This is a genomic window from Streptomyces sp. NPDC055254 (genome assembly GCF_053606025.1).
In genome coordinates this window covers 101,001-127,163 of sequence record NZ_JBSGQV010000019.1, presented here as the reverse complement: position 1 = coordinate 127,163, position 26,163 = coordinate 101,001, and the positions used below count along the sequence as shown (strand labels likewise).

Annotated in this window: 22 protein-coding genes and 2 tRNA genes; 21 read left to right on the top strand and 3 right to left on the bottom strand. The window is 72.1% G+C overall.

Annotation, left to right across the window (positions count from 1 at the left end):
* From ACWFQ8_RS19895 to galE, 6 genes are all read left to right on the top strand, one after another.
* Positions 1–3,806 (top strand): Rne/Rng family ribonuclease (locus ACWFQ8_RS19895; RefSeq protein ID WP_453787555.1); only part of this gene is annotated, 3,806 nt, incomplete at its 5' end.
* A gap of 285 nt (positions 3,807–4,091) precedes the next feature.
* Entirely contained in the window at positions 4,092–4,412 is a 321-nt protein-coding gene (gene rplU, locus ACWFQ8_RS19890; RefSeq protein WP_008738952.1) for a 50S ribosomal protein L21, read from the top strand.
* Positions 4,413–4,425: 13 nt separating this feature from the next.
* Positions 4,426–4,680: a 50S ribosomal protein L27 gene (rpmA, locus tag ACWFQ8_RS19885; protein ID WP_048480572.1), complete on the top strand. Its 255-nt coding sequence runs from the start codon at positions 4,426–4,428 to the stop codon at positions 4,678–4,680.
* A 167-nt stretch (positions 4,681–4,847) separates the two neighbouring features.
* Positions 4,848–6,293, top strand: a complete 1,446-nt coding sequence (obgE, locus tag ACWFQ8_RS19880) for a GTPase ObgE (RefSeq protein WP_453787554.1) — start codon at positions 4,848–4,850, stop codon at positions 6,291–6,293.
* A gap of 70 nt (positions 6,294–6,363) precedes the next feature.
* Positions 6,364–7,980 carry a glycosyltransferase family 2 protein gene (locus ACWFQ8_RS19875; protein WP_453787553.1) on the top strand — a complete coding sequence of 539 codons (1,617 nt, stop codon included), beginning with the start codon at positions 6,364–6,366 and terminating at the stop codon, positions 7,978–7,980.
* A gap of 81 nt (positions 7,981–8,061) precedes the next feature.
* On the top strand, positions 8,062–9,075 hold the full coding sequence (galE, locus tag ACWFQ8_RS19870) for a UDP-glucose 4-epimerase GalE (RefSeq protein WP_453787552.1): 1,014 nt from the start codon (positions 8,062–8,064) through the stop codon (positions 9,073–9,075).
* Between the two features lie 129 nt (positions 9,076–9,204).
* Here galE and ACWFQ8_RS19865 read toward each other — a convergent pair whose 3' ends face one another.
* Both ACWFQ8_RS19865 and ACWFQ8_RS19860 read right to left on the bottom strand, forming a co-directional pair.
* Positions 9,205–10,377: a glycosyltransferase gene (locus ACWFQ8_RS19865; protein ID WP_453787551.1), complete on the bottom strand. Its 1,173-nt coding sequence runs from the start codon at positions 10,375–10,377 to the stop codon at positions 9,205–9,207.
* Positions 10,374–13,262, bottom strand: coding sequence for a bifunctional glycosyltransferase/CDP-glycerol:glycerophosphate glycerophosphotransferase (locus ACWFQ8_RS19860; protein ID WP_453787550.1), 2,889 nt, complete (start codon positions 13,260–13,262; stop codon positions 10,374–10,376). Before ACWFQ8_RS19860 ends, ACWFQ8_RS19865 begins: the two co-directional genes overlap by 4 nt.
* 167 nt (positions 13,263–13,429) lie before the next feature.
* Between ACWFQ8_RS19860 and ACWFQ8_RS19855 the strand changes: the two genes are divergently transcribed.
* The 7 genes from ACWFQ8_RS19855 (at position 13,430) to ACWFQ8_RS19825 (ending at position 20,138) form a co-directional block, all read left to right on the top strand.
* A complete protein-coding gene (locus tag ACWFQ8_RS19855) occupies positions 13,430–14,494 on the top strand; it encodes a glycosyltransferase family 2 protein (protein WP_453787549.1) in 1,065 nt (354 codons plus the stop codon).
* Positions 14,491–14,916, top strand: coding sequence for a GtrA family protein (locus ACWFQ8_RS19850; protein WP_453787548.1), 426 nt, complete (start codon positions 14,491–14,493; stop codon positions 14,914–14,916). Before ACWFQ8_RS19855 ends, ACWFQ8_RS19850 begins: the two co-directional genes overlap by 4 nt.
* A 111-nt stretch (positions 14,917–15,027) precedes the next feature.
* Positions 15,028–16,155, top strand: coding sequence for a glutamate 5-kinase (proB, locus tag ACWFQ8_RS19845; protein WP_453787547.1), 1,128 nt, complete (start codon positions 15,028–15,030; stop codon positions 16,153–16,155).
* An 87-nt stretch (positions 16,156–16,242) separates the two neighbouring features.
* Entirely contained in the window at positions 16,243–16,671 is a 429-nt protein-coding gene (locus ACWFQ8_RS19840; protein WP_453787546.1) for a hypothetical protein, read from the top strand.
* A gap of 337 nt (positions 16,672–17,008) precedes the next feature.
* On the top strand, positions 17,009–18,298 hold the full coding sequence (locus ACWFQ8_RS19835; protein WP_453787545.1) for a glutamate-5-semialdehyde dehydrogenase: 1,290 nt from the start codon (positions 17,009–17,011) through the stop codon (positions 18,296–18,298).
* Positions 18,299–18,375: 77 nt separating this feature from the next.
* The gene (locus ACWFQ8_RS19830) at positions 18,376–18,924 is read left to right on the top strand and encodes an SCO2584 family spore wall biosynthesis protein (protein WP_453787544.1); all 549 of its coding nucleotides are present in this window, start codon (positions 18,376–18,378) and stop codon (positions 18,922–18,924) included.
* A 68-nt stretch (positions 18,925–18,992) separates the two neighbouring features.
* Positions 18,993–20,138 carry an SCO2583 family membrane protein gene (locus ACWFQ8_RS19825; RefSeq protein WP_453787543.1) on the top strand — a complete coding sequence of 382 codons (1,146 nt, stop codon included), beginning with the start codon at positions 18,993–18,995 and terminating at the stop codon, positions 20,136–20,138.
* Between the two features lie 65 nt (positions 20,139–20,203).
* On the opposite strand, the gene ACWFQ8_RS19820 is transcribed toward ACWFQ8_RS19825, so the two are convergent.
* A complete protein-coding gene (locus ACWFQ8_RS19820; RefSeq protein WP_453787542.1) occupies positions 20,204–21,289 on the bottom strand; it encodes a M48 family metallopeptidase in 1,086 nt (361 codons plus the stop codon).
* Positions 21,290–21,429: 140 nt separating this feature from the next.
* Between ACWFQ8_RS19820 and ACWFQ8_RS19815 the strand changes: the two genes are divergently transcribed.
* The 8 genes from ACWFQ8_RS19815 to ACWFQ8_RS19780 all read left to right on the top strand — a co-directional run bounded on the left by ACWFQ8_RS19815 (position 21,430) and on the right by ACWFQ8_RS19780 (position 26,092).
* Positions 21,430–21,597, top strand: coding sequence for a hypothetical protein (locus ACWFQ8_RS19815; protein WP_453787541.1), 168 nt, complete (start codon positions 21,430–21,432; stop codon positions 21,595–21,597).
* 84 nt (positions 21,598–21,681) lie between these two features.
* Entirely contained in the window at positions 21,682–22,299 is a 618-nt protein-coding gene (gene nadD / locus ACWFQ8_RS19810) for a nicotinate-nucleotide adenylyltransferase (RefSeq protein ID WP_384538166.1), read from the top strand.
* Between the two features lie 24 nt (positions 22,300–22,323).
* Complete coding sequence (locus ACWFQ8_RS19805) at positions 22,324–24,096, top strand: LytR C-terminal domain-containing protein (RefSeq protein ID WP_453787540.1); 1,773 nt, start codon at positions 22,324–22,326, stop codon at positions 24,094–24,096.
* 118 nt (positions 24,097–24,214) lie between these two features.
* Positions 24,215–24,661, top strand: a complete 447-nt coding sequence (gene rsfS, locus ACWFQ8_RS19800) for a ribosome silencing factor (RefSeq protein ID WP_453787539.1) — start codon at positions 24,215–24,217, stop codon at positions 24,659–24,661.
* Positions 24,658–25,314 carry a histidine phosphatase family protein gene (locus ACWFQ8_RS19795; RefSeq protein ID WP_453787559.1) on the top strand — a complete coding sequence of 219 codons (657 nt, stop codon included), beginning with the start codon at positions 24,658–24,660 and terminating at the stop codon, positions 25,312–25,314. Before rsfS ends, ACWFQ8_RS19795 begins: the two co-directional genes overlap by 4 nt.
* A 123-nt stretch (positions 25,315–25,437) precedes the next feature.
* Positions 25,438–25,510: transfer RNA gene (locus tag ACWFQ8_RS19790), tRNA-Ala, on the top strand.
* 144 nt (positions 25,511–25,654) lie between these two features.
* Positions 25,655–25,888 carry a hypothetical protein gene (locus tag ACWFQ8_RS19785; RefSeq protein WP_007264019.1) on the top strand — a complete coding sequence of 78 codons (234 nt, stop codon included), beginning with the start codon at positions 25,655–25,657 and terminating at the stop codon, positions 25,886–25,888.
* Positions 25,889–26,019: 131 nt separating this feature from the next.
* Positions 26,020–26,092, top strand: a tRNA-Ala gene (locus ACWFQ8_RS19780).
* The last annotated feature ends 71 nt before the right edge of the window (positions 26,093–26,163 follow it).

The following is a 26,163-nucleotide window of genomic DNA, read 5'->3' as shown; positions in this document are numbered from 1 at the left end:
ACGAGGCGCCGGCCGCTGCGGCCCCCCGGGCCCGTCGCCGTGCCACTCGCGCCGTGGCCGCCCCGGAGGCCCCCGCCGCCGAGGCCGCCGTCGCCGAGGCTCCGGCCGTCGAGGCCGCCCTTGTGGTCGAGGAGGAGCCTGCGGCCGCTCCCGCCCCGCGGACCCGTCGCCGTGCCACCCGCGCCGTCGCCGCTCCGGCCGCCGAGGCCGCCGTGGCCGAGGCCCCGGTCGTCGAGGCCGCCCCCGTGGTCGAGGAGGAGCCTGCGGCCGCTCCCGCCCCGCGGACCCGTCGCCGTGCCACCCGCGCCGTCACCGCCCCCGAGTCCCCGGTCGCCGAGGCCCCCGCCGCCGCCCCGGCCGCGGTCGCACCGGCCGCCGCCGAGGCTCCCGTCGTCGAGGCCGCCCCTGTGGTCGAGGAGGAGCCTGCGGCCGCTCCCGCGCCGCGGACCCGTCGCCGTGCCACCCGCGCCGTCACCGCTCCGGCCGCCGAAGCCCCTGTCGCGGAGACCCCCGCCGTCGTGGAGGAGGCCCCCCAGGCCCCCGCCCCGGCCCGCGCCGTCACCGTCGCCGACGCCGTGGACTCCCCGAAGCGCGGCGGCCGCCGCCGCGCCACCCGCTCCGCCGCCCCGGCCGCACCGGTCGCCGCACCGCAGCCCGCCGCCGAGACCGAGGCGCCCGCCGCCCCGGGCCGCGCCCGCCGCGCCGCGCGTCCCGCCGTCGCCGTGTTCCAGGCCCCGGTCTTCGCCGAGCCGATGTTCCAGACCCCCGAGACGGCCGCCATGGCCGCCGCCGCTGCCGCTTCGGTCCGTAGCGAAGAGGTCGAGGAGGAGGACGACGAGCTCACCGCCGAGGTCGAGGCCGTCGAGACCGTCCAGGCCCAGCCCGCGCAGCCGGCCGGCCGTCGCCGTCGCCGCGGCCGCGGCGGCGCCGCCGAGGCTCCGGTCGCCGAGGCTCCGGTCGCCGAGTCCGCCGGTCCGGTCTCCCTGCCCCAGGTGCTCGCCGAGGAGGAGCCGGAGGCCGAGGCCGCCGAGCTCGAAGAGGAGTCCGCCGAGTACGACGAGGGCGACGAGTCGGGCGAGCGCCCGTCCCGCCGCCGCCGTCGCGGTGGCCGCCGGCGCCGTCGCGGTGAGAGCGCCGACCTCGACGAGTCCGCCGAGGAGGACACCGAGGCGTCCGCCGAGCAGGAGGCCGAGGAGGACGAGGACGAGGAGGCCGACGACAACGGCGCCCTCGGTTCCAGCTCCAGCCGTCGCCGCCGTCGCCGTCGCCGCCGCAGCGGTGACTCCGCGGCGGAGGCCGAGGCGGGCGACGAGGACGGCGTACGCACCGTCGTCAAGGTCCGCGAGCCGCGCCCGGCGCGCGAGCGCGTGGAGTCCGCGTCCAGTTCCTCCGACGAGGTCCAGTCCATCAAGGGTTCGACGCGCCTGGAGGCGAAGAAGCAGCGCCGCCGCGAGGGTCGCGAGCAGGGCCGACGCCGTGTGCCGATCATCACGGAGGCCGAGTTCCTGGCCCGCCGCGAGGCCGTCGAGCGCGTCATGGTCGTCCGCCAGAGCGGTGAGCGCACCCAGATCGGCGTCCTTGAGGACAACGTGCTCGTCGAGCACTACGTCAACAAGGAGGAAGCCACCTCCTACGTCGGCAACGTCTACCTGGGCAAGGTCCAGAACGTGCTGCCGTCCATGGAGGCCGCGTTCATCGACATCGGCAAGGGCCGCAACGCCGTCCTGTACGCCGGCGAGGTCAACTTCGAGGCGCTCGGCATGGCCAACGGGCCGCGCCGCATCGAGTCCGCCCTGAAGTCCGGCCAGTCCGTCCTCGTCCAGGTCACCAAGGACCCGATCGGCCACAAGGGCGCACGCCTGACCAGCCAGGTCTCGCTGCCCGGCCGCTACCTGGTGTACGTGCCCGAGGGCTCGATGACCGGTATCAGCCGCAAGCTGCCCGACACCGAGCGCGCGCGCCTGAAGACCATCCTCAAGAAGATCGTCCCCGAGGACGCGGGCGTCATCGTGCGCACCGCCGCCGAAGGCGCGAGCGAGGACGAGCTGCGCCGCGACGTCGAGCGTCTGCAGGGCCAGTGGGAGGACATCCAGAAGAAGTCGAAGCAGATCTCGACGTCTTCGCCGAGCCTTCTGTACGGCGAGCCGGACATGACCGTCCGCGTCGTGCGCGACATCTTCAACGAGGACTTCTCCAAGGTCATCGTCAGCGGTGACCAGGCCTGGGAGACCATCCACGGCTACGTCTCGCACGTGGCCCCGGACCTCGCGGACCGGCTGTCCCGCTGGACCTCCGAGGTCGACGTCTTCGCGACGTACCGCATCGACGAGCAGCTCGCCAAGGCGCTCGACCGCAAGGTGTGGCTGCCCTCCGGCGGCTCCCTCGTGATCGACAAGACCGAAGCGATGATCGTCATCGACGTCAACACCGGGAAGTTCACCGGTCAGGGCGGCAACCTCGAAGAGACCGTCACCAGGAACAACCTGGAGGCGGCCGAGGAGATCGTGCGCCAGCTGCGGCTGCGCGACCTCGGTGGCATCGTCGTCATCGACTTCATCGACATGGTCCTGGAGTCCAACCGCGACCTGGTCCTGCGGCGCATGCTGGAGTGCCTGGGCCGCGACCGTACGAAGCACCAGGTGGCCGAGGTCACCTCGCTGGGCCTGGTCCAGATGACCCGCAAGCGGGTGGGCCAGGGTCTGCTGGAGTCCTTCTCGGAGACCTGCGTCCACTGCAACGGCCGCGGCGTCATCGTGCACATGGAGACGCCGACCGTCGTCGGTGGCGGCGGCAACGGCAAGCGCTCCAAGCGCCGTGGCGGCAAGTCGGAGTTCGACCAGCACGACCACGACATCGAGACGGCCGACGTGGAGTTCGAGTCGGAGGCCGAGGTGGCCGCCGAGGCCGCCGCGCCGCGCGCCCTGCCCGAGCCCGAGTTCGTCCCGGACGAGGAGCTCTACAGCAGCCCGGCCGAGGCGGAGGCCGCCGCCTCGGGTCTGAGCGGCCGCCGCAACCGCCGCCGCGCCACCCGCAAGGCGACCGCCCCGGCGGGCGCCCCGCGCGGCGAGGCCGCCCCGCTGCGGACCCCGGCCCCCGCGGCCGAGGCCGAACCGGTGGTCGAGCCCGCGGACACGGTGCTGGAGCCGGTCGCCGAGGTCGTGACCGAGCCGGTCGCCGAGGTCGTCGAGCCGGCGGAGACGGTCGAGGCCGCTCCGGTCGAGGACGCCGCGCCCAAGGGCCGTACCCGTCGCCGGGCGACCCGCAAGGCGACCGCCCCGGCGGGCGCCCCGGCCACCGCGGCCGAGGTGGCCCCGGAGCCGGTCGCCGTGGCCGAGCCCGTCGCCGTGGCCGAGCCCGAGCCGGTCGTCGTGCCCGAGCCCGCCCGGGCCGCCGCCGAGGTGCCCGAGCCGGCCTCGGCCGCCCCGGCCCGTACGCGTCGCCGTGCCACCCGCAAGGCCACCGCACCCGCCGGGTCCCCGGCAGGCGCGGCAGAGGCCGCGGTGGTGGTCGTCGAGACCCCGGTCGCCGAGCCGGTCGCCGAGGTGGCTCCCGCGGAGGAGGCTCCCCTGGCGGAGGCCCCCGCCGAGGAGGCCGCCCCGGCCAAGAAGGCCGCCAGGAAGGCTCCGGCCAAGAAGGCGACCACGGCGAAGAAGGCCACCACCGCCAAGAAGGCGACGGCGGCCAAGAAGACGGTCGCCAAGAAGGCGGCCACGACGAAGAAGACCGCGGCGAAGCGGACGACGAAGAAGACCGCGGCGGCGGAGCAGCAGACCCCGCCCTCGGTCTCGGCGCCCGCCGAAGCCTGATCCGCGTGACGCAGTGGGCCCCGCCGAGAGGTGGGGCCCACGGCCGTTCAGGACCCGGTTTGACCCCCTGGAACCGGGACCGTAACCTAGACCGTCGGCATGCCTAGGCAAATATGTTTAGCGCGCGCCGCGCTCCTGAGCACCTTCCTTCCGCGTCGTGCGCGCAAGCGCCGTACGGGAGAGGCCGCTCGTCCAATCCGGATCAGTGCGGTCCTGTCGCGAGACGGGGTCCCGACTGAGCGGCTGGCTTCAGGAGCATCCGTCCCGAGTGAGAGAGAGATCCGCGTGTACGCCATCGTGCGCAGCGGTGGTCGCCAGCACAAGGTTGCTGTTGGTGACATCGTTGAGGTTGACAAGATTTCCACTGCCAAGGTTGGCGACACGGTCGAGCTCTCGACCCTGCTCGTTGTCGACGGCGACGCCGTGACCAGCGACCCGTGGGTGCTGGCCGGGATCAAGGTCCAGGCCGAGATCGTGGACCACCACAAGGGCGCCAAGATCGACATCCTGCGCTACAAGAACAAGACCGGCTACCGCCGTCGCCAGGGTCACCGCCAGCAGTACACGGCGATCAAGGTCACCGGTATCCCCGCGGCTGCGAAGTAAGAGGGACTGAGACATGGCACACAAGAAGGGCGCATCGTCCACTCGGAACGGGCGCGACTCCAATGCCCAGCGGCTCGGCGTGAAGCGCTTCGGCGGTCAGGTCGTCTCCGCCGGCGAGATCCTCGTCCGCCAGCGTGGCACCCACTTCCACCCCGGTTCGGGTGTCGGTCGTGGTGGCGACGACACGCTGTTCGCGCTGCAGGCCGGTGCCGTGGAGTTCGGCACGCACCGTGGCCGCAAGGTCGTCAACATCGTTCCGGCCGCCTGATCCAGCTCCTGCTGATCAAGCGTTCGTAACTTCCCGAGGGCGGATCTCACCTCTTCCCGGCGCGAGCCGGGAAGAGGGGTCCGCCCTCGGCGCGTTGTCACATAGACACGTTTAATGGGCGGCAAGGCCTGCCCGGGACATTCCCGTATGTATCTGGAGGAACACCCATGACCACCTTCGTGGACCGCGTCGAGCTGCACGTCGCCGCGGGTAACGGGGGCCACGGCTGCGCCTCCGTTCACCGGGAGAAGTTCAAGCCGCTCGGCGGCCCCGACGGCGGCAACGGCGGCCGTGGCGGCGATGTGATCCTGGTCGTCGAGCAGGCCGTCACCACCCTGCTGGACTATCACCACAGCCCCCACCGCAAGGCCACCAACGGCAAGCCCGGCGAGGGCGGCAACCGCTCCGGCAAGGACGGCCAGGACCTGGTCCTGCCCGTGCCGGACGGCACCGTCGTCCTCGACAAGGAGGGCAACGTCCTCGCCGACCTCGTCGGCCAGGGCACCACCTACGTCGCCGCCGAGGGCGGCCGCGGCGGTCTCGGCAACGCCGCGCTCTCCTCCGCCCGCCGCAAGGCCCCCGGCTTCGCGCTCCTCGGCGTCCCCGGCACCAGCGGTGACGTCGTCCTGGAGCTCAAGACCGTCGCCGACGTGGCGCTGGTCGGTTTCCCGAGCGCCGGCAAGTCCTCGCTGATCTCGGTGCTCTCCTCGGCCAAGCCGAAGATCGCGGACTACCCCTTCACCACCCTGGTCCCGAACCTGGGCGTCGTCACGGCCGGCTCGACCGTCTACACCATCGCCGACGTTCCGGGCCTGATCCCCGGCGCCAGCCAGGGCCGCGGTCTGGGACTGGAGTTCCTGCGCCACGTCGAGCGCTGCTCGGTGCTCGTGCACGTCCTGGACACCGCCACCCTGGAGTCCGACCGCGACCCGATCGCGGACCTGGACGTCATCGAGGAGGAGCTGCGGCTCTACGGCGGCGGCCTGGAGAAGCGGCCCCGCCTCGTCGTCCTCAACAAGGTCGACATCCCGGACGGCCAGGAGCTCGCCGACATGGTCCGCCCGGACCTGGAGGCCCGCGGCTACAAGGTCTTCGAGGTCTCCGCGGTCGCCCGCACGGGCCTCAAGGAGCTCTCGTACTTCCTCGCCGAGGTCATCGCCAAGGCCCGTGCCCGCAAGCCGAAGGAGGAGGCGACCCGCATCGTCATCCGTCCGAAGGCCGTGGACGACGCCGGCTTCACCGTCACCTACGACGAGGTCGAGGACGTCTACAACGTGCGCGGCGAGAAGCCCGAGCGCTGGGTGCGCCAGACCGACTTCAACAACGACGAGGCCGTCGGCTACCTGGCGGACCGCCTCAACCGCCTCGGTGTCGAGGACGCGCTGCGCAAGGCCGGCGCCCGCGCCGGTGACGGCGTCGCCATCGGTTCCGACGAGAACGCGGTCGTCTTCGACTGGGAGCCGACCATGATGGCCGGCGCCGAGATGCTGGGCCGCCGCGGCGAGGACCACCGCCTGGAGGCTCCGCGTCCGGCGACGCAGCGCCGCAAGGAGAAGGACGCCACGCGCGGCGACGACGCCCAGAAGGAGTACGACGAGTTCCGGCCCTTCTAATCGGATTTTCGGCGCGTTCACCCGGCCGGGTTTGAGGGTGTGTTTACCTCGGTCGCCTAGGATCCACCGGGTGAACGACAACAAACCCCCCACCGTTGCCGTTGTGGTGATCGCGTACAACGACGCCGGGCTCGTGGGCGAGGCCGTCTCCTCGGCTCTCGCCCAGGGCCCGGTGGTCGCCGAGGTCATCGCCGTGAACGACGCCTCGTCCGACGGCACGGCGAAGGTGCTGGACGAGCTGGCCGACGTCCACCCCCGCCTCAAGGTCATTCACCGCGAGGAGAACAGCGGCGGCTGCGGGACTCCGCGCAACGACGGGATCGCCGCCGCCACCGCCCCGTACGTCCTCTTCCTCGACAGCGACGACGTGCTGCCGCCCGGGGCGGCCGAGGCCCTGGTGCGCGCCGCCGTCGAGCACGGCGCACCGGTCACCGTCGGCGCGGCCGTACGGCGGGAGCTGCCCCTGCACCACGACGTGCCGTGGATGCCGGGGCTCTACACCCCGGGCGACGTGATCGAGCGGCCCGCGGACCGGCCCGAACTGGTCCGGGACACCCTCTGCGTCAACAAGCTGTACGAGCGGTCCTTCCTGCGGAAGCACGACCTGCGCTTCCCCGACGGCCGCTTCGTCTACGAGGACTTCGTCTTCACCGCCCGCGTCCTGGCCGCGGCCCCCCGCATCGCCGTCATCGGCGACCTCGTCTACGTCTGGCACGTGCGCCGGGACGCCGCCGAGGTGTCGATCTCCCTCGACCGCGAGGACGTCGGGAACTGGCGCTCGCGCATCGAGGCCCACCGCGCGGCCTCCCGCGTCCTCGCCGCCGCCTCCCCGGAGTTGGGTCGCGCCTGCCAGGTGAAGTTCCTGGAGTACGACCTGCGCATGTACCTGCGCGAGGTCGGCAAGGACCCCGGCTACCAGGCCGCCTGGTGGACCCTGACCCGCGAGTACCTCGACACCTTCGCCGCCGTCGACATCGATGCCGCGACCGCCCCCACCCGCTGGATCGTGCGGGTGCTGCGCGCCACCGCGACCCCGCCCGCCGACGTCGTGCGCCTGACCCGCCTCGCCGCCGAACCTCCGCTGCTGCCGCCCCCCTACGCCGCCGACGCGGCGGGGGTGCCCGTGTGGAGCGCGGAACTGCCGGTCGAGCTGGACGGCCTGGCCGCGCTGCCGGTGGCGGAGCTGCCCGTCTCCGTGGACGCCGAAGCGCACGGCCGCGCGGCCGTGCGGATCCGCCTGCACGACCTGTACGGGCGCCTCGCCGAGGCCGGTCCACAGGCCGCGCAGCTGCACTTCCTGCCCCGCTCGGGCGGCGAACCGGTGCTCGCCCGGCCGGTCGACCTCGCCCCCGACGCGGACGGCGGTTGGAGCGCGGTGCTGCCCTTCCGGCTCCGCGACCTGGCCGACACCGGCCGCCGGCAGGGGTTGCGCAGGATGCAGCGCTGGACGGTCAAGGTGGGCGTACGGTTCGCCGACGGGAGCTCCCTGCTCACCTCCCTGCGCCCCGCGGGCGGACTGCTCCACCGACGCGCCCTGCCGAGCAGCCGGTACGGTGTGCTGCTGGCGCAGCCGTACCGCACCGGCTCCGGCGCGCTGGCCCTGCGCCTCGCACCGGGCGTCGAGGGCGCGCTCTACCTCGTGCGCAACCGCCTGCACCGGGCCCGGTCGGGCCGCGGGACGGGCTGAACCACCAGCGGAGAACATCCGGCGGCGAACGCCCGGGCGGGACCGCTGTAGCCAGAACAAGGACAGGACCAGGAGATACACATGACGTTTCTGATCACCGGGGGCGCCGGATACATCGGCGCGCACGTCGTCCGCGCGATGCTGCTCGCGGGGGAGAAGGTCGTCGTCCTCGACGACCTGTCCACGGGCAACGAGGACCGCGTTCCGGAGGGCGTACCGCTGGTGGTCGGCTCGGTGCTGGACCGGCTGGTCCTGGACAAGACCATCGCCGAGCACAAGATCACCGGCGTGGTGCACCTGGCGGGCAAGAAGCAGGTCGGCGAGTCCGTCGAGAAGCCGCTGTACTACTACCACGAGAACGTGCAGGGCCTCACGGTCCTGCTGCAGGCCGTGGCCGCCGCAGGCGTCCGCAACTTCCTCTTCTCCTCCTCCGCCTCCGTCTACGGCATGCCCGACGTCGACCTGGTCACCGAGGAGACCCCCTGCGCGCCGCTGAGCCCGTACGGCGAGACCAAGCTGGCCGGCGAGTGGCTGGTGCGCGCCGCCGGCAAGGCGCACGGCATCTCCACGGCCTGCCTGCGCTACTTCAACGTGGCGGGCGCCGCGACCCCCGAGCTCGCCGACACCGGCGTCTTCAACCTGGTCCCGATGGTCTTCGAGCGCTACGACGCCGGCCAGGGAGCCAAGATCTTCGGTGACGACTACCCGACGCCGGACGGCACCTGCATCCGCGACTACATCCACGTCGAGGACCTCGCGGAGGCCCACGTGGCGGCGGCCCGCAAGCTCGCCGAGTGGGCCTCGACCGGGGACTACAAGGACCTCACCGTCAACATCGGGCGCGGCGAGGGCGTGTCGGTCGCCGAGATGGTCGAGCTGCTGAACCAGGGCACCGGCCACACCCACGCCCCCGTGATCAGCCCGCGCCGCCCCGGTGACCCGGCGAAGGTGGTGGCCTCGGCGGACAAGATCACCGGCGAACTGGGCTGGAAGGCCCGGCACGACGTCCGTGAGATGGTCACGTCCGCCTGGGCGGGCTGGGAGGCCAACAAGGCCGCCCGCGCGGACCGCTCCAAGGACGTGCACACGGCCTGACCCCCGCCCCCGACCGTGCGCCGCGCGAGCGGCCGGCCGGCCCCGTACGCAGGAAGCCGCCCGCCCCGGACCGATCCGGGGCGGGCGGCTTCGTACGTACGCGGTCGACCGGGAGGCCGGCGCCGGCGCTCAGCGCTCCAGGAAGGAGAACAGCCCTTCCCAGCGGTCGGTGATCTCCGCGCTGGAGTACCGCTGCACCGAGCGGAAGGCGGCCTCCCCGAGCCGGTCGCGCAGCTCGCGGTCGGCCATCAGCGCCGTCAGGTGCCCGGCCAGCTCCATGGTGTTGCCCAGCCGGGCCAGCAGCCCGTCCTCGCCGTGGTCGACGATCTCCCGCACGCCGGGCGCGCAGTCGAAGGCGGCCACGGGCACGCCCGCCGCCATCGCCTCCAGCAAGGTGATCGGGAACCCCTCGGCGCGCGAGGCCTGCGCGAAGACGGAGGCCCCGCGCAGCGCGCCGAGCACGTCGTCGGTGCTGCCCATCCACTCCACCGAGTCGTCGAGCCCCAGCGAGGTGCAGTGCGCCCGCAGCGTCGGCTCCTCCACGCCCGCACCGTAGATGCGCAGGACCCACTCGGGGTGGTGCGGGGCGGCGTCCGCCCAGGCGTCGAGCAGCAGGTCGACGCCCTTCTCGAAGGCGAGGCGGCCGACACTCGCCACGACCTTCTCCGTGCGCGGAGCGGGCTGCTCCGGCATGAAGGGCAGCGGGTTCGGCATGCTCCCCACGTTCTCCATGCCCGCCCTGATCCACAGGTCCGCGTCCTCGGCCGTCAGCACCAGCAGGCGGTCGACCTCGGGGTAGTAGCGGCGGACCCGCTCGCCCCGGGTGGACTTCTGGCTCGCCTCGAACGACTCGTGGCTCATGCCGATGACGGTGAGCCCCTTGGTGTCCGCGAGGGAGACCCACTCCATCGCCCACACCTGCGTGACGATGACCACGCCGCCCGGGCGGGCCGCGCGGAACAGGTCGCTCAGCCTCTCCGCCTTGGCCCGCATCTTCGCCCGCCGGGCCGCCTGGCGGCGCCGCTCGGGCGCGTTCAGGCGGCCCTTGATCCCGTGCAGCCGACGCGCGCCGGGCGGGTGGGCGTCGTAGAGCGTGGTCGTGCCGTAGGGCAGGTCCTGCGGCAGCTTCTGCCGGATCTCCTCGGCGACGGGGGCGATTCCGACGACGTGCACCCGGTGCCCGCGGTCGGTGAACAGCCGGGCCATCTGGTGCGACCAGGTCGTCACGCCGCCCAGCTCGTCCACGCTGTTGCCGACGAGGAAGATGTCCCGGCCGCCGGGGGCGGCGGTCTGCTGGCTCACTTGCCGCTCCTGGTGAAGAACTTCTCGACGATCCGGCGGGCGGCGTCCCCCCGGTCGTACTCGCCGAACTCGGTGAGGAAGCGCCGGCGCGCCTCCGCGTACTTGGCGTCCGCCTCGTCGAAGGCGCCGATGGCCTGCAGGAGTTCGTCCGCCGTGGCCACCACCGGCCCCGGCGCCTTGTCCAACAGGTCGAAGTACGTGCCGCGGATGTCGTTCGCGTACTTGTCGTAGTCGTACGCGAAGAACAGCATCGGCCGGTCCAGGACCGCGTAGTCGAACATCACGGACGAGTAGTCGGTGATCAGACCGTCGGCGAGGGCCAGCAGCGGGGTGATGTCGTGGTGCCGGGACACGTCGAGGACCCGGCCCGCGACCGACGGCGGCAGGGACACGCTGTTGAGGTAGTGGGTCCGCACCAGCAGGGTGAACCGGTCACCGAGCCGCTCCGCGAACTCCTCGACGTCGAAGGGGAACTCGAAGCCCTCGACGGCGCCGTCCGCCCCGGCCCGGAAGGTCGGCGCGTAGAGCAGCACCTTCTTGTCCGGGTCGATGCCCAGCTCGGCCGAGAGGGGCCCGCGCACCCGCTCGCCGCTGTCCGCCTCGACGCGGTGCACCTCGACGAGGGCGTCGTTGCGCGGGTAGCCGGTGCGCAGCAGTACCTCGTCGCGCAGCCGGAAGCCCTTGGCGAGGGTGCGGGCGTCGTGCTCGGAACGGATCAGGAAGTGGTCGAAGCGGTCGACGGCAGCCTGGAAGCGGGCCTGGCCCGCGCGGCCCTGAGCCTTGGTGCGGGGCTCGTGGAAGCCCATCCGCTTGAGCGCCGAACCGTGCCAGGTCTGGATGTACGTCGTCCCCGGGCGCTTGGCGAGGGCCAGCGGGAAGCCCTGGTTGTCGACCCAGAACTCGGCCTGTGCCAGGGCCCGCAGGTACGGCCAGCTCCAGCGCCGCACCAGGGTGGCCTCCTTGGGGAAGCCGGTGGGCTTGGCGCCCGCGTACGACCAGATCGCCTCGAACGGCACGCCCTGGCGCACCATCTCCTCGTAGATGGCCTTGGGGCTGTCGCTGTACTGCTTGCCCAGGTGGCTCTCGAAGACGACCGTGCCCTTCTTGACCGGCAGCTTCGAGAAGACCTCGTGGTAGACCTTCACCTTCTGCTCGCCCGAGCCCATGTTCCGGCGGGCGCGCAGGGCCTTGCGCAGGCCCCGCTTGACCACGCCGGCGGCCTTGCCGTGTATGGCGCTCTCGATCAGGGTCCGGGTGCGGACGGAGGCTGCGCCGTGCGCAGTCAGGACGTAGGAGAGGTTGCCCTTCTTGGTCATCTCCGGCTCGAAGCGGTCGGAGACCAGCCGGGTCAGCCGCGGGCGCACCCGCAGGCGGGCCGCCGACTCCAGGTCGACCCCGCCGACCGAGACGCGGGTGGTGATGCGCTGGCCACCGGCGGTGAGCTTCAGCCGGACGTCCCAGACGGCGTCGATGATGCCGAGGGGGCGGACGGTGCTGCCGATGTCGGCGGAGCCGCTCCACTCGATCGTGTCACCGGCGTGTCGCACGGTTGCCATCGGGAAGCTGAAGGACCGCACCCCGATCTGACGGCGGGCCCGAATTTCGAGCGTGGCTTTCAGCTCCGCGTCGGCGCCGATCCGGCCGAGCGGGTTCACGACGGCTCCGGACAGCGTGACGGTGCCGCGCCCGTCGTCCTCGTAGGACGTGAGGCGGTTGCCGAGCTGGAGGGCGCTGAGCGGGGTGGTGTGGAACCCCTGCGCGGTGACGTCCAGTATCCGGCGGGCCTCGGCCGCGTCGGCGGCGTCGGGACCGTCGATGTGCCGGCCGCACCAGTACACGCGGCCGTCGCGCTCGGCGAGGGGCGAGGAGAGCCGGCCCTTGTTGGTCATCGCGTCGGCGGCCGGGAGCAGGTTGTCCCAGTCCTCCTTGCCCAGCAGGTAGGCGCAGATGGCCTGGAGGTAGGTGACGTTCTCGTACGCGGCCGGGTCGATCCCCGCGAGGTAGCCGTTGGCGAGGCGGGCGAACTCCTGCCGGTACGCGTCGCTCAGCAGGGGCAGGTCGCGCAGGTGCAGGACCAGGTCGTGCTTGAGGAACTTGGCGTCCTTCGCGGACTTGATGTCCGTGTGCCCCTCGGCGGCCAGCAGCTGGTCGACGCGGCGGTGGATCTCCATCCGGTGCACGAAGTTCGCGATCTCGTGGCGCCGGTTGCTGATCGACTTGGCCGCCGCCGTCTCCAGCACGTTCCAGTAGTAGACGTGGTTCGGGATCAGGGTGATGCGGCGGGCGGCCACGTACGCCTGGGCGGAGAACAGCAGGTCCTCGTAGTGGATGCCGACCGGGAACTCCAGCCCCTGCTCCAGCAGGAACGCGCGCCGGTAGCACTTGTTCGTGGAGAGGGTGTCGTAGACCAGCAGGTCGGGGAATTCGGTGATCGACTCCAGCGTGCGGGTGCGGGAGTAGATCCAGGGGTACCACTCGGTGGTCTTGCCCCACCGGTTGTCGAGGTGCACGCGCACGCACATGCCGGAGACCAGGTCGGAGCCGGTGCGCTCGGCGGCGGCGAGCATGTTCCGGCAGGCGTTGCGCTCCAGCACGTCGTCGCTGTCCAGGAACATGACGTAGGTGCCGGTGGCCTGCTGGATGCCGTGGTTGCGGGGCGCGCCGCAGCCGCCGCTGTTCTCCGGGAGGCGGAACGCGCGCACTCTTCCGGGATGCGCGGCCTCCAGCTCCTGGGCGACCGCGTAGGAGCGGTCCTTGCTGCAGTCGTCGACGATCACGACTTCGACCCCGTGCAGGGTCTGGTCCAAAACCGACCGGACTGCTGTCGGCAGACGCTCTGCGTCGTTGTAGACGATGACGACCACGGAGACGTCGGGCACGTGCACCTCGATCCCTTCGTTTCGTTCCGCTCATTGCGCTTATCCCGTCAAAGCTACCGTGTGCAACGGTCGCTCCGGGCAGACCGACTCCCGCCGTGCATACTTCTGAGGAAGAGGTGAAGGGCGGGTCCGGTCGCCGACAATCACCCGTTCGGACCCAGCAGGAAGTGTTCATGACGAAGCTGTCCGTAGTTGTCCCTTGCTACAACGAAGAGGCCGTCATCGACAGCTTCGACGTGGAGATCCGCAAGGTCTTGGATGACCTCCCCGTCGAGTACGAGGTCTGCTACGTCGACGACGGCAGCCGCGACGGCACGCTCGGCAAGCTCCGGAAGATCGCGGCCGAACACGGCGAGCAGACCCGGTACGTCTCGTTCAGCCGCAACTTCGGCAAGGAGGCCGGCATGCTCGCGGGCCTGCGCGAGGCCACCGGCGACGCCGTCGTGATCATGGACGCGGACCTCCAGCACCCGCCGGAGCTCATCGCGACGATGCTCGACTACTACCGGCAGGGTCACGACCAGATCATCGCCCGCCGCACGCGCGAGGGGGACAAGAAGGTCCGCTCCGCGCTCAGCCGCCTCTACTACCGGGGCGTCAACCGCTGGGTCGACGTGGAGCTCACCGACGGCGTCGGAGACTTCCGGATGCTCTCCCGCCCGGCCGTGGACGCCCTGCTCTCGCTGCCGGAGTACAACCGTTTCTCCAAGGGGCTCTTCTCCTGGATCGGCTTCGACACGGTCCACTTCGACTACCGCAACGCGCAGCGCGAGGCGGGCGAGACGAAGTGGAAGTTCGGATCCCTGCTGAACTACGGCATGGACGGCCTGATCTCCTTCAACAACCGGCCCCTGCGCATCGGGATCTGGCTCGGGGTGTCACTCGTCGCCCTGACCGGTCTGTACGCCCTGTGGATCACGATCGCGGCGATGACCAACGGCGTCGAGTCGCCGGGATACGTCACCCTCGTGGCGATCATCGTGGGCCTGGGCGGCGTCCAGATGATCATGCTGGGTCTCATCGGCGAGTACATCGGCCGCATCTACTATGAGACCAAGCGCCGACCGCACTTCCTGGTGAAGGAGGCCCACGGCGCCGACCACCTCCCGCCCGGCGGGCGAGAGGTGCGGGACACGCGGACGGCGCGGGCCGCGAGGCCGGCGGACGCGACCGAGGCGACGGAGGCGACGATCGTGGAGCGCAGCGCGGATCGCAGCTCGGAGCGCAGCGCGCGATGAGCCGCAGGGACCAGCTCGGCCAGATCTTCCGGTTCGCCCTCGTAGGAGGGGTCAACACCGGCACCTTCTACGTCATCTACCTGCTGCTGCACCCGTGGATGCCGTACTTCGCCGCCTACTCCCTCGCCTTCGTCCTGGCGATGGTCGGGTCGTTCTTCATGAACACCTACTTCACCTACCGGACCCGGCCGACCTGGAAGAAGTTCTTCCTCTTCCCGCTGACGAACGTCACCAACTTCGTCATCCAGTCGGCCGGCCTGTACGCCCTGGTGGCCTGGGTCGGCATGGACACCCGGATCGCCCCGCTGGTCGCGGCGGTCGTCGCCATCCCGTTCACCTTCCTGCTCTCCCGCAAGATCCTCGTACCGGGCGCCGCGCAGGCCGCGGAGCCGGAGCCCCGGCAGTCCACCTCCGCCGCCTGACCGACCGGCGCATCCGCACGGGTCCCACGCCTCGAAACCCCCGAGCGGCCCCTCGGGAGCACCCCGTAGATTGAGGTGGCAGGGATTCCGGCAAGGGGCAAGGGGACAGACGTGTCAGCGGCTAGGCAAGGTGTCGTGGACGCCCGCAGGATCGTGGTCAAGGTCGGCTCCTCCTCCTTGACCACCGCGGCGGGCGGACTCGACGCCGACCGGGTGGACGCCCTCGTCGACGTCCTCGCCAAGGCCCGCAGCGGCGGCGAGAAGGAGATCGTCCTCGTCTCCAGCGGCGCCATCGCCGCCGGACTCTCCCCCCTCGGCCTGCGCCGCCGCCCCAAGGACTTGGCCCGCCAGCAGGCCGCCGCCAGCGTCGGGCAGGGACTGCTCGTCGCCCGCTACACCGCATCCTTCGCCCGCTACGGCGTCCGCGTCGGCCAGGTCCTGCTCACCACCGACGACACCAGTCGGCGCGCGCACTACCGCAACGCCTACCGCACCCTGGACCAGCTGCTGGCCATGGGCGCCCTCCCGGTCGTCAACGAGAACGACACCGTCGCCACCGACGAGATCCGGTTCGGCGACAACGACCGCCTGGCCGCCCTCGTCGCCCACCTCGTCCGGGCCGACCTGCTGGTCCTGCTGTCCGACGTGGACGGGCTCTACGACGGCGACCCCTCCCTCCCCGGCACCAGCCGCATCGGCGAGGTGCGCGGCGCCGAGGACATCGCGCACGTCTCCATCGGCAGCGCGGGCAAGGCGGGCGTGGGCACCGGCGGCATGGTCACCAAGGTCGAGGCGGCCCGGATCGCGGCCGCCGCGGGGATCCCGGTGGTGCTGACCTCCGCCAGCCAAGCCGCGGACGCGCTCGCCGGCCGCGTCACCGGCACCCACTTCCACGCCACCGGCCGCCGCTCCGCGGACCGGCTGCTCTGGCTCCAGCACGCCTCCACCCCCCAGGGGCACCTGGTCCTCGACGAGGGCGCCGTCCGCGCGGTCACCGAACGCGGCAGCTCGCTGCTCCCCGCCGGCATCGCCGCCGTCGAGGGCGACTTCACCGCGGGCGACCCGGTGGAACTGCGCGACACCTCCGGCCGGGCCGTCGCACGGGGCCTGGTCAACTTCGACGCCAAGGAGCTCCCGCAGCTCCTCGGCCGCTCCACCCGAGAGCTCGCACGGGAACTCGGACCCGCGTACGAGCGGGAGGTCGTCCACCGGGACGATCTGGTCCTGCTGCAGGGCTGAGGTTCGGTAAAACCGCCGCGCGGTGGGCCGGGGACTGGTCAACTGTGAAGGGCGGGCGACACGCGCGGCGGAGACAGGAGGCGGCTGGTGAGACGAGCGCTGACCAGCGTCGGTACGGGGGAGGGCGGCGACGGCGGAGAGGGCCACGGGCACGGGAACGGGGACGAACGGGATGCCTCCCGCCTCTGGCACGTGACCCTGAGCGTCTCCGGCAAGCCGGCGCCGCTGTCGGAGGTCCGGCGCGGACTGGAGCAGCTGGCCCACGACCACCCGTTCCTGCTGACCAGCCGGTACGCCGGGGACCACGCGGAGATCCGGTACTGGGAGGAGGCCCGCGACCTCCACGACGCGGCGGCCGTCGCCCTGCGGCTCTGGGGCGAGCACCGCTCCTCGGCGCAGCTCCCGCCCTGGGAGATCGTCGGCCTGGAGGTCATCGACCGCGCCACCTACCACCTCCGCCTGGCGGAGGGCTACGGCCCACCCCCGGCCCACCCGGTGGGCGTACACCCGTACTGAGACGGAGGACCCGGGCGGCGCGAACCAGCCGCGCCGGCACGTCCAGCCCCGCCGGCACGTCCAGCCCCGCCCTCGTTCGCGGTGCGCACCCCGTAGCGGGGGCCCGTCCGGTCCCGGCGGCGTGCGAGGCGGGTATCCGACAGCGGGAGCATGGTCAGCCCCGCCGGCGTGCGAGGCGCGGGTCCGGGGCGGAGCCCCGCCCTGCAGGGGCGCTCCCACCGCCGCCGGCCCGGCCCGGCCCCGCAAGCAGCGGCGCACCCCCCCGAGCCCGCCGCGAGGCGTCTCGCGGGGTGGAACCCCCACGGGCACGGCCCGCCCGGCGACTACCCTGGGCCGCATGACCTCGCTCGACGACGCCACCGCCACCGCCGCCTCGCCCGTCCTCGCCACCGCGCGGCGGTCCCGTACGGCCGCCGCCGCCATCGCCCCACTGCCGCGGTCCGCCAAGGACACGGCCCTGCTGGCGATCGCGGACGCGCTGGAGGCCCGTACGGCCGAGATCATCGCGGCCAATGCCGTCGACACCGGCAGGGCCCGCGCCGCCGGGACCAGCGAGACCGTCATCGACCGCCTCACCCTCACCCCCGAGCGGGTCGCGGCCATCGCTTCGGACGTCCGTGACGTCGCCGCCCTGCCCGACCCCGTCGGCGAGGTCGTCCGCGGCTCGACCCTGCCCAACGGCATCGACCTCCGGCAGATCCGCGTCCCCCTCGGCGTCGTCGGCATCATCTACGAGGCCCGCCCCAACGTCACCGTCGACGCCGCCGCCCTCTGCCTCAAGTCCGGCAACGCGGTCCTGCTGCGCGGCAGCTCGTCCGCGTACGCGTCCAACACCGCGCTCGTCGGCATCCTCCGCGACGCGGTGGAAAGCGCCGGCCTGCCCGCCGACGCCGTCCAGCTCGTCCCCGGAGAGTCCCGCGAGTCCGTCCGCGAGCTGATGCGCGCCCGGGGCCTCGTCGACGTGCTCATTCCGCGCGGCGGGGCCTCCCTCATCAAGACCGTCGTCGAGGAGTCCACCGTCCCGGTCATCGAGACCGGTACCGGCAACTGCCACGTCTACGTCGACGCCCTGGCCGACCTCGACATGGCCGTGGACATCCTCGTCAACTCCAAGGCCCAGCGCCCCTCCGTCTGCAACTCCGCCGAGACCCTCCTGGTCCACCGCGACATCGCCGACGCCTTCCTGCCGCGGGCCCTCGACGCCCTCGCCGACGCCGGCGTGACCGTGCACGGCGACGCCCGCGTCCTGGCCGCCGCCGAGGGCACCAAGGTCACCGCCCTCCCCGCGACCGACGAGGACTGGGCCGCCGAGTACCTCTCCTACGACATCGCGGCCGGCGTCGTCGACTCGCTCGACGACGCCGTCACCCACATCCGCCGCTGGACCTCGGGCCACACCGAAGCGATCGTCACCACTTCGCAGGCCGCCGCGCGCCGCTTCACCCAGCTGGTCGACTCGACCACGGTCGCCGTGAACGCCTCCACCCGGTTCACGGACGGTGGTCAGTTCGGCTTCGGCGCCGAGATCGGCATCTCCACGCAGAAGCTGCACGCCCGGGGCCCGATGGGCCTTCCCGAGCTCACCTCCACCAAGTACATCGTCACCGGCGACGGTCACGTCCGGTAGCCGGCGACGGGACACGGTGTGGCCGGAATCGGACTCACACCCTGCCCAAAGTGGTCCCCCCGGTCTACGCTGGTTCTGTGCCGGACGACGTGGGGGGCAAGCCGTTCCCGGACGACGGGGAGCCCGACGACGACCGCGGAGGCGCGGATCACGACTTCGCCTCCGTGGTGTTCGACGAGGCCTTCGTCCGGAACGCCGAGATCCATGAACCGAGCGCCGTCGAGCGCCAGCGGGCCGCAGACCGGGCGCGCGTGGAGGCCGAGGCCGCCCGGGCCGCCATGGCGGGCGGCTGGACCTCCGACGAGGAGTACGACGGCTACGGGTACGGCCGGCCCGACGCGTACGAGGGCGACGGCTGGGACCGGGACCGGCACGCATACGCCGACGGCCCGTACGGGGCCTACGGCGGCAGTCTGCGGCCCTACCGCGGCCGGTCTCCCTGGCTGCGTCCCGTCGCCTGGGTCCTCGCGTTCGTGATGGGCCTCGGCATGGTCGCGCTCGCTTTCAGCGCCGTGTACCGCAGCGCCTCCGGCGGGTCCGACCCCGCTCCCGCGCCCGCCAGTACGCCCTTGCGGGAAGTGACCGGCGTCGGCGCGTTTACCTACCCCTCCGACCGCCAACCCTGAAAGTACGACCCCGCTCGCACGGACCGGAGCCGGGGGCTTCTCTGAGGCGGGGACAGCGGGGAGAAGCGATGGCCGTTCCAGGAGATCCACCCGACGGCACCCCCGAGGGCATCGGCGGGGGCGACGACGAGTTCCGGTCGGACGACTACCGGGCGGTCGTGTTCGACGAGGACTTCGTGCGGGCTGCCCGCCTCCAGGAGTACTCCGCGCAGGAACGCATGGGCGAGCACGCCCGGGCCGTCCGCAGCCGGTCCATCTGGTCGAGCGGCGCCTCCGGGCCCCGGAACAGCGTCCCCGGCCGGGGCGCCCGGCAGGGCATGCTGCTCGTCCTGCTGATCGCCACCGCCTTCGCGGCCGCCGTGTACATGGGGCTGCGCAACCCCTACGTCCCGCCGACCGGCGGTCGGCCCGACCCGCTCAGCAGCACCGTCGTCCCGCTCGCCCCCGTCGCGGCCGTGCCCGGCGGCCGGCCCGCCGACCTCTACGCCGCGAGCCCGGCCGCCGAATACCGCATCGGGGCGGCCGGCATCACCCTGCCGGCCGTGCGCCGCACGCACCACTTCAGCGACGGACAGGTGGTCACCGCCCTGTCCATCGCCAAGGACTACCTGGTGCAGTCCTCGCTCGACCCCGACGTGCTCGCCGGGGCCGCCTCACGGCCCGTACGGGTCCTGCTCGACCCCGACCAGCTCGCGCAGTTCGACCGCAGTACGGCCTCGCCCTCCGGCGACGGCAGGCACGCGGCCACCGGCTGGCTGGTGCGCTTCCAGCCGGAGACCGCCGTCCTGGCCGACCCCCGGGTGCGGGTCAGCGGCACCCTCGCCTTCGAGGAGGTCGCCCCCGACGTACTGGAAGTGACCACCGACCACACCTTCGTGTACGCCGTGCGCCCGGCCACCGGTGTCCCGGCCGCCGCCGACGGGGCCTCGCTCTTCACCGTCCGGCGCGAGCTGCGGCTGCGCTTCGACCGCGAGGACCTCGGCGCCCGGCGGGCGGAGCTGGTCTCGGCCTACGTTCTGGCCGGGCCGCAGGACTGCGCCGCCGACCCGGCCGCGGGCTTTCGCCCGCTCCTGGCGGGGGCCGGCCCCACCACGGTGGGCCCGGCCGCGAGCGACCCGTACGCCGCCGGCGGACCCCGCCGTGCGGCCGGCCTGTGCGGGGTGCTGGCGCCGCCCGCGACCCCGTCGGCGGCCCCCGTCACCCCCGCTGCCTAGTGCGGGGAAACCTCGCCGGTCACAGCGCTGGACCTGTCTCCCGGCTCCCGATTCCTCCCGACCCCTCAGGCCTGGTCCCCGGCCGCTCCGCCGGAGGAGCCGGACGTCGGGCCGGGGCCCGCGTTCGCACCGGCGCCGGTGAACTTGTCGCGGAGCTTGCCGCCCAGGTCGCCCGCGCCGCCCGCGATGTCGCCCACCAGCTTCATCAGCGGATCCTTGCTGGTGCGCACCGAGTCGGCGTAATGCGCGGCGGACTGCCGGAAGGAATCGGTCACCGAGGTGTCCTTGTCCTCGTCGCGCCGCGGGTAGTGGCCGTCCATGATGCGCTGGTAGTCGCGGTTCTCCGACCACTTCTTCAGCTCCGCGGCCCGTACCGTCGTGAAGGGATGCGTGCGCGGCAGCATGTTCAAGATCTTGAGCACGGAGTCGCGCAGGTCGCCACCGGCCTCGTACTCCGCGGCCTGCGCCAGGAAGGCGTCCACGTTCATCTCGTGCAGGTGGTTGCCGCCCGCGATCTTCATCAGCCCCCGCATCGAGGCCTGCAGGTCCTGGCCCACCAGCAGACCCGCCCGGTCCGCCGAGAGCTCCGACTTGCGGAACCACTCCCGCAGCGCGGTCACGATCGCCATGATCGCCACATTGCCCAGCGGGATCCACGCCACCTTGAGCGCGAGGTTCGTGAGGAACAGCAGGATCGTGCGGTACACGGCGTGGCCCGACAGCGCGTGGCCCACTTCGTGGCCCACCACCGCCCGCATCTCCTCCTCGTCGAGCAGCTCGACCAGGCCCGTCGTCACCACGATGATCGGCTCGTCCAGCCCGATGCACATGGCGTTGGGCTTCGGGTCCTGCTGCACGTACATCTGCGGGACCTTCTCCAGGTCCAGGATGTAGCAGGCGTCACGGAGCATTCCGTACAGGTGCGGGAACTGCGTCTCGCCCACCCGCACCGAGTCCGACAGGAACAGCAGCCGCAGACTGCGCTCGGGCAGCAGCCCGCTCAGGGCCTTGAACACCGTGTCGAAGCCGCTCAGCCTGCGCAGCGCCACCAGAGCCGAGCGGTCCGCCGGATGCTCGTACGCCCGTGAGGAAATACCGGGGAACCTCCTGCGGTCCCGCGCCGGTGCCTTCTCGAAACCTGTCTCCGTCATAGCGCCCTCCCCTGGATCTGCCTGCCTGGCACACCGTCTGTCCTCTCCAACGCCTGAGTCGGCGTGAGCGTGCCCGGGGGCCCCGCATACGATGTGAGCGAAGTCTCCGCCCGCTCCCCGACTCGATAGGTACCTGCCTGATGAGCCTCTCCACCACCGCCCACAACCTGGTCGTCCTCGCCTCGGAGGGGGCCGGGGAACACGGCGGCAGCCACGACAGCCTGAACCCGTACCTGACCGGTGGCGCCGCCTTCGTCATCCTGATGCTCATGCTCTGGGTGACCACCCGCCTGAACCGCGACCGCTAGACCGCGCGCGTGCCGGTACCCGGGCCGCCCGTCCGCTCGAATGCGGGTCCGGGCCGACCCGCCGGGCCAGTAGGCTCTGCGCTCATGGGAGAGCAGGAAATGCCTACCGGCCCGGTCAAGCGCCGGCTCGGCGTGATGGGCGGTACGTTCGACCCGATCCACCACGGACACCTGGTGGCCGCCAGCGAGGTGGCCGCGCTGTTCCACCTCGACGAGGTGGTGTTCGTGCCGACCGGGGAACCGTGGCAGAAGTCCCAGCGGGCCGTGTCGCCCGCCGAGGACCGCTACCTGATGACGGTCATCGCGACGGCCTCGAACCCCCAGTTCTCGGTGAGCCGCATCGACATCGACCGGGGCGGCCCCACCTACACGATCGACACCCTGCGGGACCTCAAGGCGCGCAACGACGACGCCGACCTGTTCTTCATCACCGGTGCCGACGCGCTCGCACAGATCCTGACCTGGCGAAACGCCGACGAGCTCTTCTCGCTCGCCCATTTCATCGGCGTCACCCGCCCCGGCCACGTGCTCACCGACGACGGCCTCCCCGAGGGCGGGGTCTCGCTGGTCGAGGTGCCCGCACTGGCGATCTCGTCCACGGACTGCCGTGCGCGCGTCGCCAAGGGGGATCCTGTCTGGTACTTGGTGCCGGACGGCGTGGTGCGCTACATCGACAAGCGTGAGCTGTACCGGGGCGCCTGAGCCACCGGAGAGAGGGGCCCCGCGGTGAACGACCGACAGGATCCGTACGACCCGTACGCCGGCCAGGAGCAGCAGCTCATCGGCTACGACGCGTACGGGCGGCCGGTGTACGGCCAGGTGCCCGCGCAGGCCGCGCCGCCGGCCCCCGCCCCGCAGTACGAGCAGCAGTCGTACGAGCAGGCGTACGGCTACGACTACCAGGGCTACGGCCAGCAGCCCCCTCAGCAGCAGTCCCCTCAGCAGCAGCAGCAGCCGCAGCAGCAGTACTACGCGCCGCAGCAGCCCGCCCAGCAGGAGTACGGGCAGCAGCAGGAGTACGGGCGCCAGCAGGAGTACCCCCAGGCCCGATCCGCGGCCCCGGCCCCTTCCTACGCGTACGACCCGCGCCCGGCCCAGCAGTGGATCCCGCAGCAGACCGCCCAGGAGCCGGCGGCGGAACCCGTGCGCGAGCCCGGAGCCGATCCGGGCGCCCGGCAGCGGCCCCCGCAGGTCCCCGAACCGCGCCGGGCCGACAGCGGGCCGCAGGACGACCGGGACTACCACACCGGGATGTTCGCCTTCATCGACCAGCCGGACGAGGACTCCGAGGACGTCATCGACTGGCTCGCGTTCACCGAGAGCCGGACCGAACGCCGCGAGGAGGCCCGCCGCCGGGGCCGCAACCGGGTCGTGGCGCTGATCGTCGTCCTCGCCCTGTTCGTCGTGGGCGGCCTCGGCTACCTCTGGTACGCGGGCAAGCTGCCCTTCATCGACGGCCCCGGGCAGGGGAAGACCGCCGCGACCACCGATCCCGCGGCGCAGAAGCGGGACATGATCGTCGTCCACCTGCACAACACCAAGAAGGGCGGCACCTCCTCGGCGCTGCTCGTCGACAACGTCACCGCCAAGCAGGGCGCCACCGTGCTGCTGCCGAACGCCTTGGGCGTCCCGCAGCCGGACGGCGCCGCCACGGCGCTCGGCAAGGCGGTCGAGGAGGGCGGCCTCGGCGTCCGCGAGTCCCTCGACTCGGTCCTCGGCACCCGCATCGGCGGCACCTGGCGCCTGGACACCCCGTTCCTGGAGAACCTCGTCGAGCTCGTCGGCGGCATCGAGACCGACACCGACGTCGCGGTCCCGGCCGACGAAGCGGCCAAGACCCCGGCCGTGGCCCAGGGCCCGAAGCAGAGCCTGAGCGGCTCCATGGCCGTCGCGTACGCCACCTACCGGGCCCAGGGGGAACCGGAGGCCAAGCAGTTGGAGCGCGTCGGCAAGGTGCTGCACGCCGTTCTGCGCAAGGTGCCCGGCGACCCGAAGGCCGCCGCCGTGACGGTCGAGAGCATCGGCCAGATCCTCGACCCGGCCCTCGACGCGCAGACGCTCGGCGCCCTGCTGTCCAGGCTGGGCGAGCACGCCAAGACGGGCGCCTACCGCACCGACGTCCTGACGGTGAAGGCGGACGGCACCCTCACCGACGAGGCGAACAAGAGCGTGGTCAAGGAGGTCCTGGGCGGCTCCGCCGAGGCGGCGCAGCCCGGCGCCGCACCGCGCGTCGGCCTCAAGGACGCCACCGGGGACGAGAAGACGCAGGTCGCCGCGAAGGCCGCGCTGCTCAACGGCGGCTACACCTTCGTGGACGGCGGCAAGGCCGACAAGACCGCGGCGGCCACGCAGATCACCTACCAGGACGACGCGCAGCGGGACAAGGCGGTCGAGGTCGCCAAGACGCTGGGGCTGCCCGAGACGGTCGTGAAGAAGACCGAGAACGCCGTCAACGCGGACGTGGTGGTGGTCCTGGGCAAGGACTACAAGCCGTCCTGAGGCCGCCGCGACCGGCTTCCAGGGGCGCCTTCGCCCGCGCGGGACGTTCCGCGCGGGCGGTGTCGGCGGTACATGAGACCCTTGTAAGGATCTGCCCGCCAACCCGAAAGCATGGCCAGTGACCGCCACGGACCGCTCCATCGAGCTCATCACCGCCGCCGCCCAGGCCGCGGCCGACCGGCTCGCGCACGACATCATCGCGTACGACGTCAGCGACGTGCTGTCGATCACCGACGCCTTCCTCCTCGCCTCGGCGCCCAACGACCGCCAGGTCAAGTCGATCGTCGACGAGATCGAGGAGCGCCTGCTCAAGGAACTCGGCGCCAAGCCGGTGCGCCGCGAGGGCGACCGCGACGCCCGCTGGATCCTGCTCGACTACATCGACATCGTCGTCCACGTGCAGCACAGCGAGGAGCGGGTCTTCTACGCGCTGGAGCGCCTGTGGAAGGACTGCCCCGAGATCGAGCTGCCCGCGGACGCCAAGCTCACCAAGGGCAAGGCCGAGGAGCACGCCAAGCTGCGCGAGGCGGCGGGCGACGACGAGCTGGACGGTGATCTGTTCTGAGCGCGAAGGCAAAGGACGTATCCGGCCGGAAGATCGTCCTCTGGCGGCACGGCCAGACCTCCTGGAACCTCGAACGCCGCTTCCAGGGCTCGACGGACATCGAGCTGACCGAGACGGGTGTGGCGCAGGCGCGCCGCGCCGCACGGTTGCTCGCCTCGCTGAACCCGGACGCCATCGTGGCCTCCGACCTGCGGCGCGCCTCCCACACGGCCGCCGAGCTGGCCGCCGTCACGGGGCTGTCCGTGGAGCACGACGAGGCACTGCGCGAGACGTACGCCGGCGAGTGGCAAGGCCTCACGCACGACGAGATCCTCGAAAAGTACGGCGAGCAGTACGCGGCGTGGAAGCGCGGCGAGGCGGTCCGCCGCGGCGGCGGTGAGCTGGAGACCGAGGTCGCCGACCGCGCCGCGCCGGTGGTGCTGCGCCACGCCGACCGGCTCCAGCCGGGCGGCACGCTCGTCGTGGTCAGCCACGGCGGCACCATCCGTACGACCATCGGCCGGCTGCTGGGCCTGGAGGCGTACCACTGGGAGGGCCTGGGCGGGCTCTCCAACTGCTGCTGGTCCGTCCTCGGTGAGGGCGCGCGAGGCTGGCGCCTGCTGGAGCACAACGCCGGCACGCTGCCGGAACCGGTGCTCGGCGACGACGACTGAGCCGCTCCGCGCCGCTCCCCATCGGGGCCGCCGCCCGGATTTCACTTTCCGGCTGCTCGCAGGCTAGAGTTCTTCTTGTTCGCAGCGCGGAACACCGGAGACGGGGGGAGCGCGGCGGAGAGCGGGGCTATAGCTCAGTTGGTAGAGCGCCTGCATGGCATGCAGGAGGTCAGGAGTTCAATTCTCCTTAGCTCCACAATCAGGATCCCGTCCCCAACAGGGGGCGGGATCCTTGTTTTTGTCCGCACTTGCGTTTGCTGACCCGACCCGCACCGGCATGGCAGAATCGGACGGCCGGAGGGGGACACGACGGCCCGACGCGGGAGGGAGTCGCTGACGGATGGGTGCACACCGGCGGCGGTGCGACTGGTGCAACAACGGCACGCCCATCGTGCGGGACATGGAGCCGGTCAACCCCGACTACCAGTACTGGTGCGAGGAATGCGCGCGGGCGCTGATCATAAAGGGCGACCCGATCGAGACGTACCGGGAGCTGGAGGGCGAGCCGATCTACGGCCGCCTGCTCGATGAACACTGCACGTTGAAGCGGTTCTACCAGTTCGCCCGGGCGTGACGAGGTAGGTCAAATCGGGCATGGCTCTTGGTCGGTGGAAACCGATTTTTGGACCGGGGCCATGACCGTGTAATGTTTGGGACGTCGCCGAGGGGAACCGGCAAGGGAAACCGAAGCGGCGAACAGAACAAGGGGCTATAGCTCAGTTGGTAGAGCGCCTGCATGGCATGCAGGAGGTCAGGAGTTCAATTCTCCTTAGCTCCACAGTGAAGAGAAGCGGGGGGGCCCGGCCCGGTGGGGCCCGGGGGGTGGTGGCCGCCCGGCCGCCGCCCGGG

Coding starts and splice junctions, on each gene's coding strand:
- ACWFQ8_RS19835 (WP_453787545.1), top strand. CDS start 17,009: ATGACCTCGCTCGACGACGCCACCGCCACCGCCGCCTCGCCCGTCCTC.
- ACWFQ8_RS19855 (WP_453787549.1), top strand. CDS start 13,430: ATGACGAAGCTGTCCGTAGTTGTCCCTTGCTACAACGAAGAGGCCGTC.
- obgE (WP_453787554.1), top strand. CDS start 4,848: ATGACCACCTTCGTGGACCGCGTCGAGCTGCACGTCGCCGCGGGTAAC.
- nadD (WP_384538166.1), top strand. CDS start 21,682: ATGGGAGAGCAGGAAATGCCTACCGGCCCGGTCAAGCGCCGGCTCGGC.
- ACWFQ8_RS19785 (WP_007264019.1), top strand. CDS start 25,655: ATGGGTGCACACCGGCGGCGGTGCGACTGGTGCAACAACGGCACGCCC.
- rpmA (WP_048480572.1), top strand. CDS start 4,426: ATGGCACACAAGAAGGGCGCATCGTCCACTCGGAACGGGCGCGACTCC.
- galE (WP_453787552.1), top strand. CDS start 8,062: ATGACGTTTCTGATCACCGGGGGCGCCGGATACATCGGCGCGCACGTC.
- ACWFQ8_RS19825 (WP_453787543.1), top strand. CDS start 18,993: ATGGCCGTTCCAGGAGATCCACCCGACGGCACCCCCGAGGGCATCGGC.
- ACWFQ8_RS19815 (WP_453787541.1), top strand. CDS start 21,430: ATGAGCCTCTCCACCACCGCCCACAACCTGGTCGTCCTCGCCTCGGAG.
- ACWFQ8_RS19850 (WP_453787548.1), top strand. CDS start 14,491: ATGAGCCGCAGGGACCAGCTCGGCCAGATCTTCCGGTTCGCCCTCGTA.
- ACWFQ8_RS19820 (WP_453787542.1), bottom strand. CDS start 21,289: ATGACGGAGACAGGTTTCGAGAAGGCACCGGCGCGGGACCGCAGGAGG.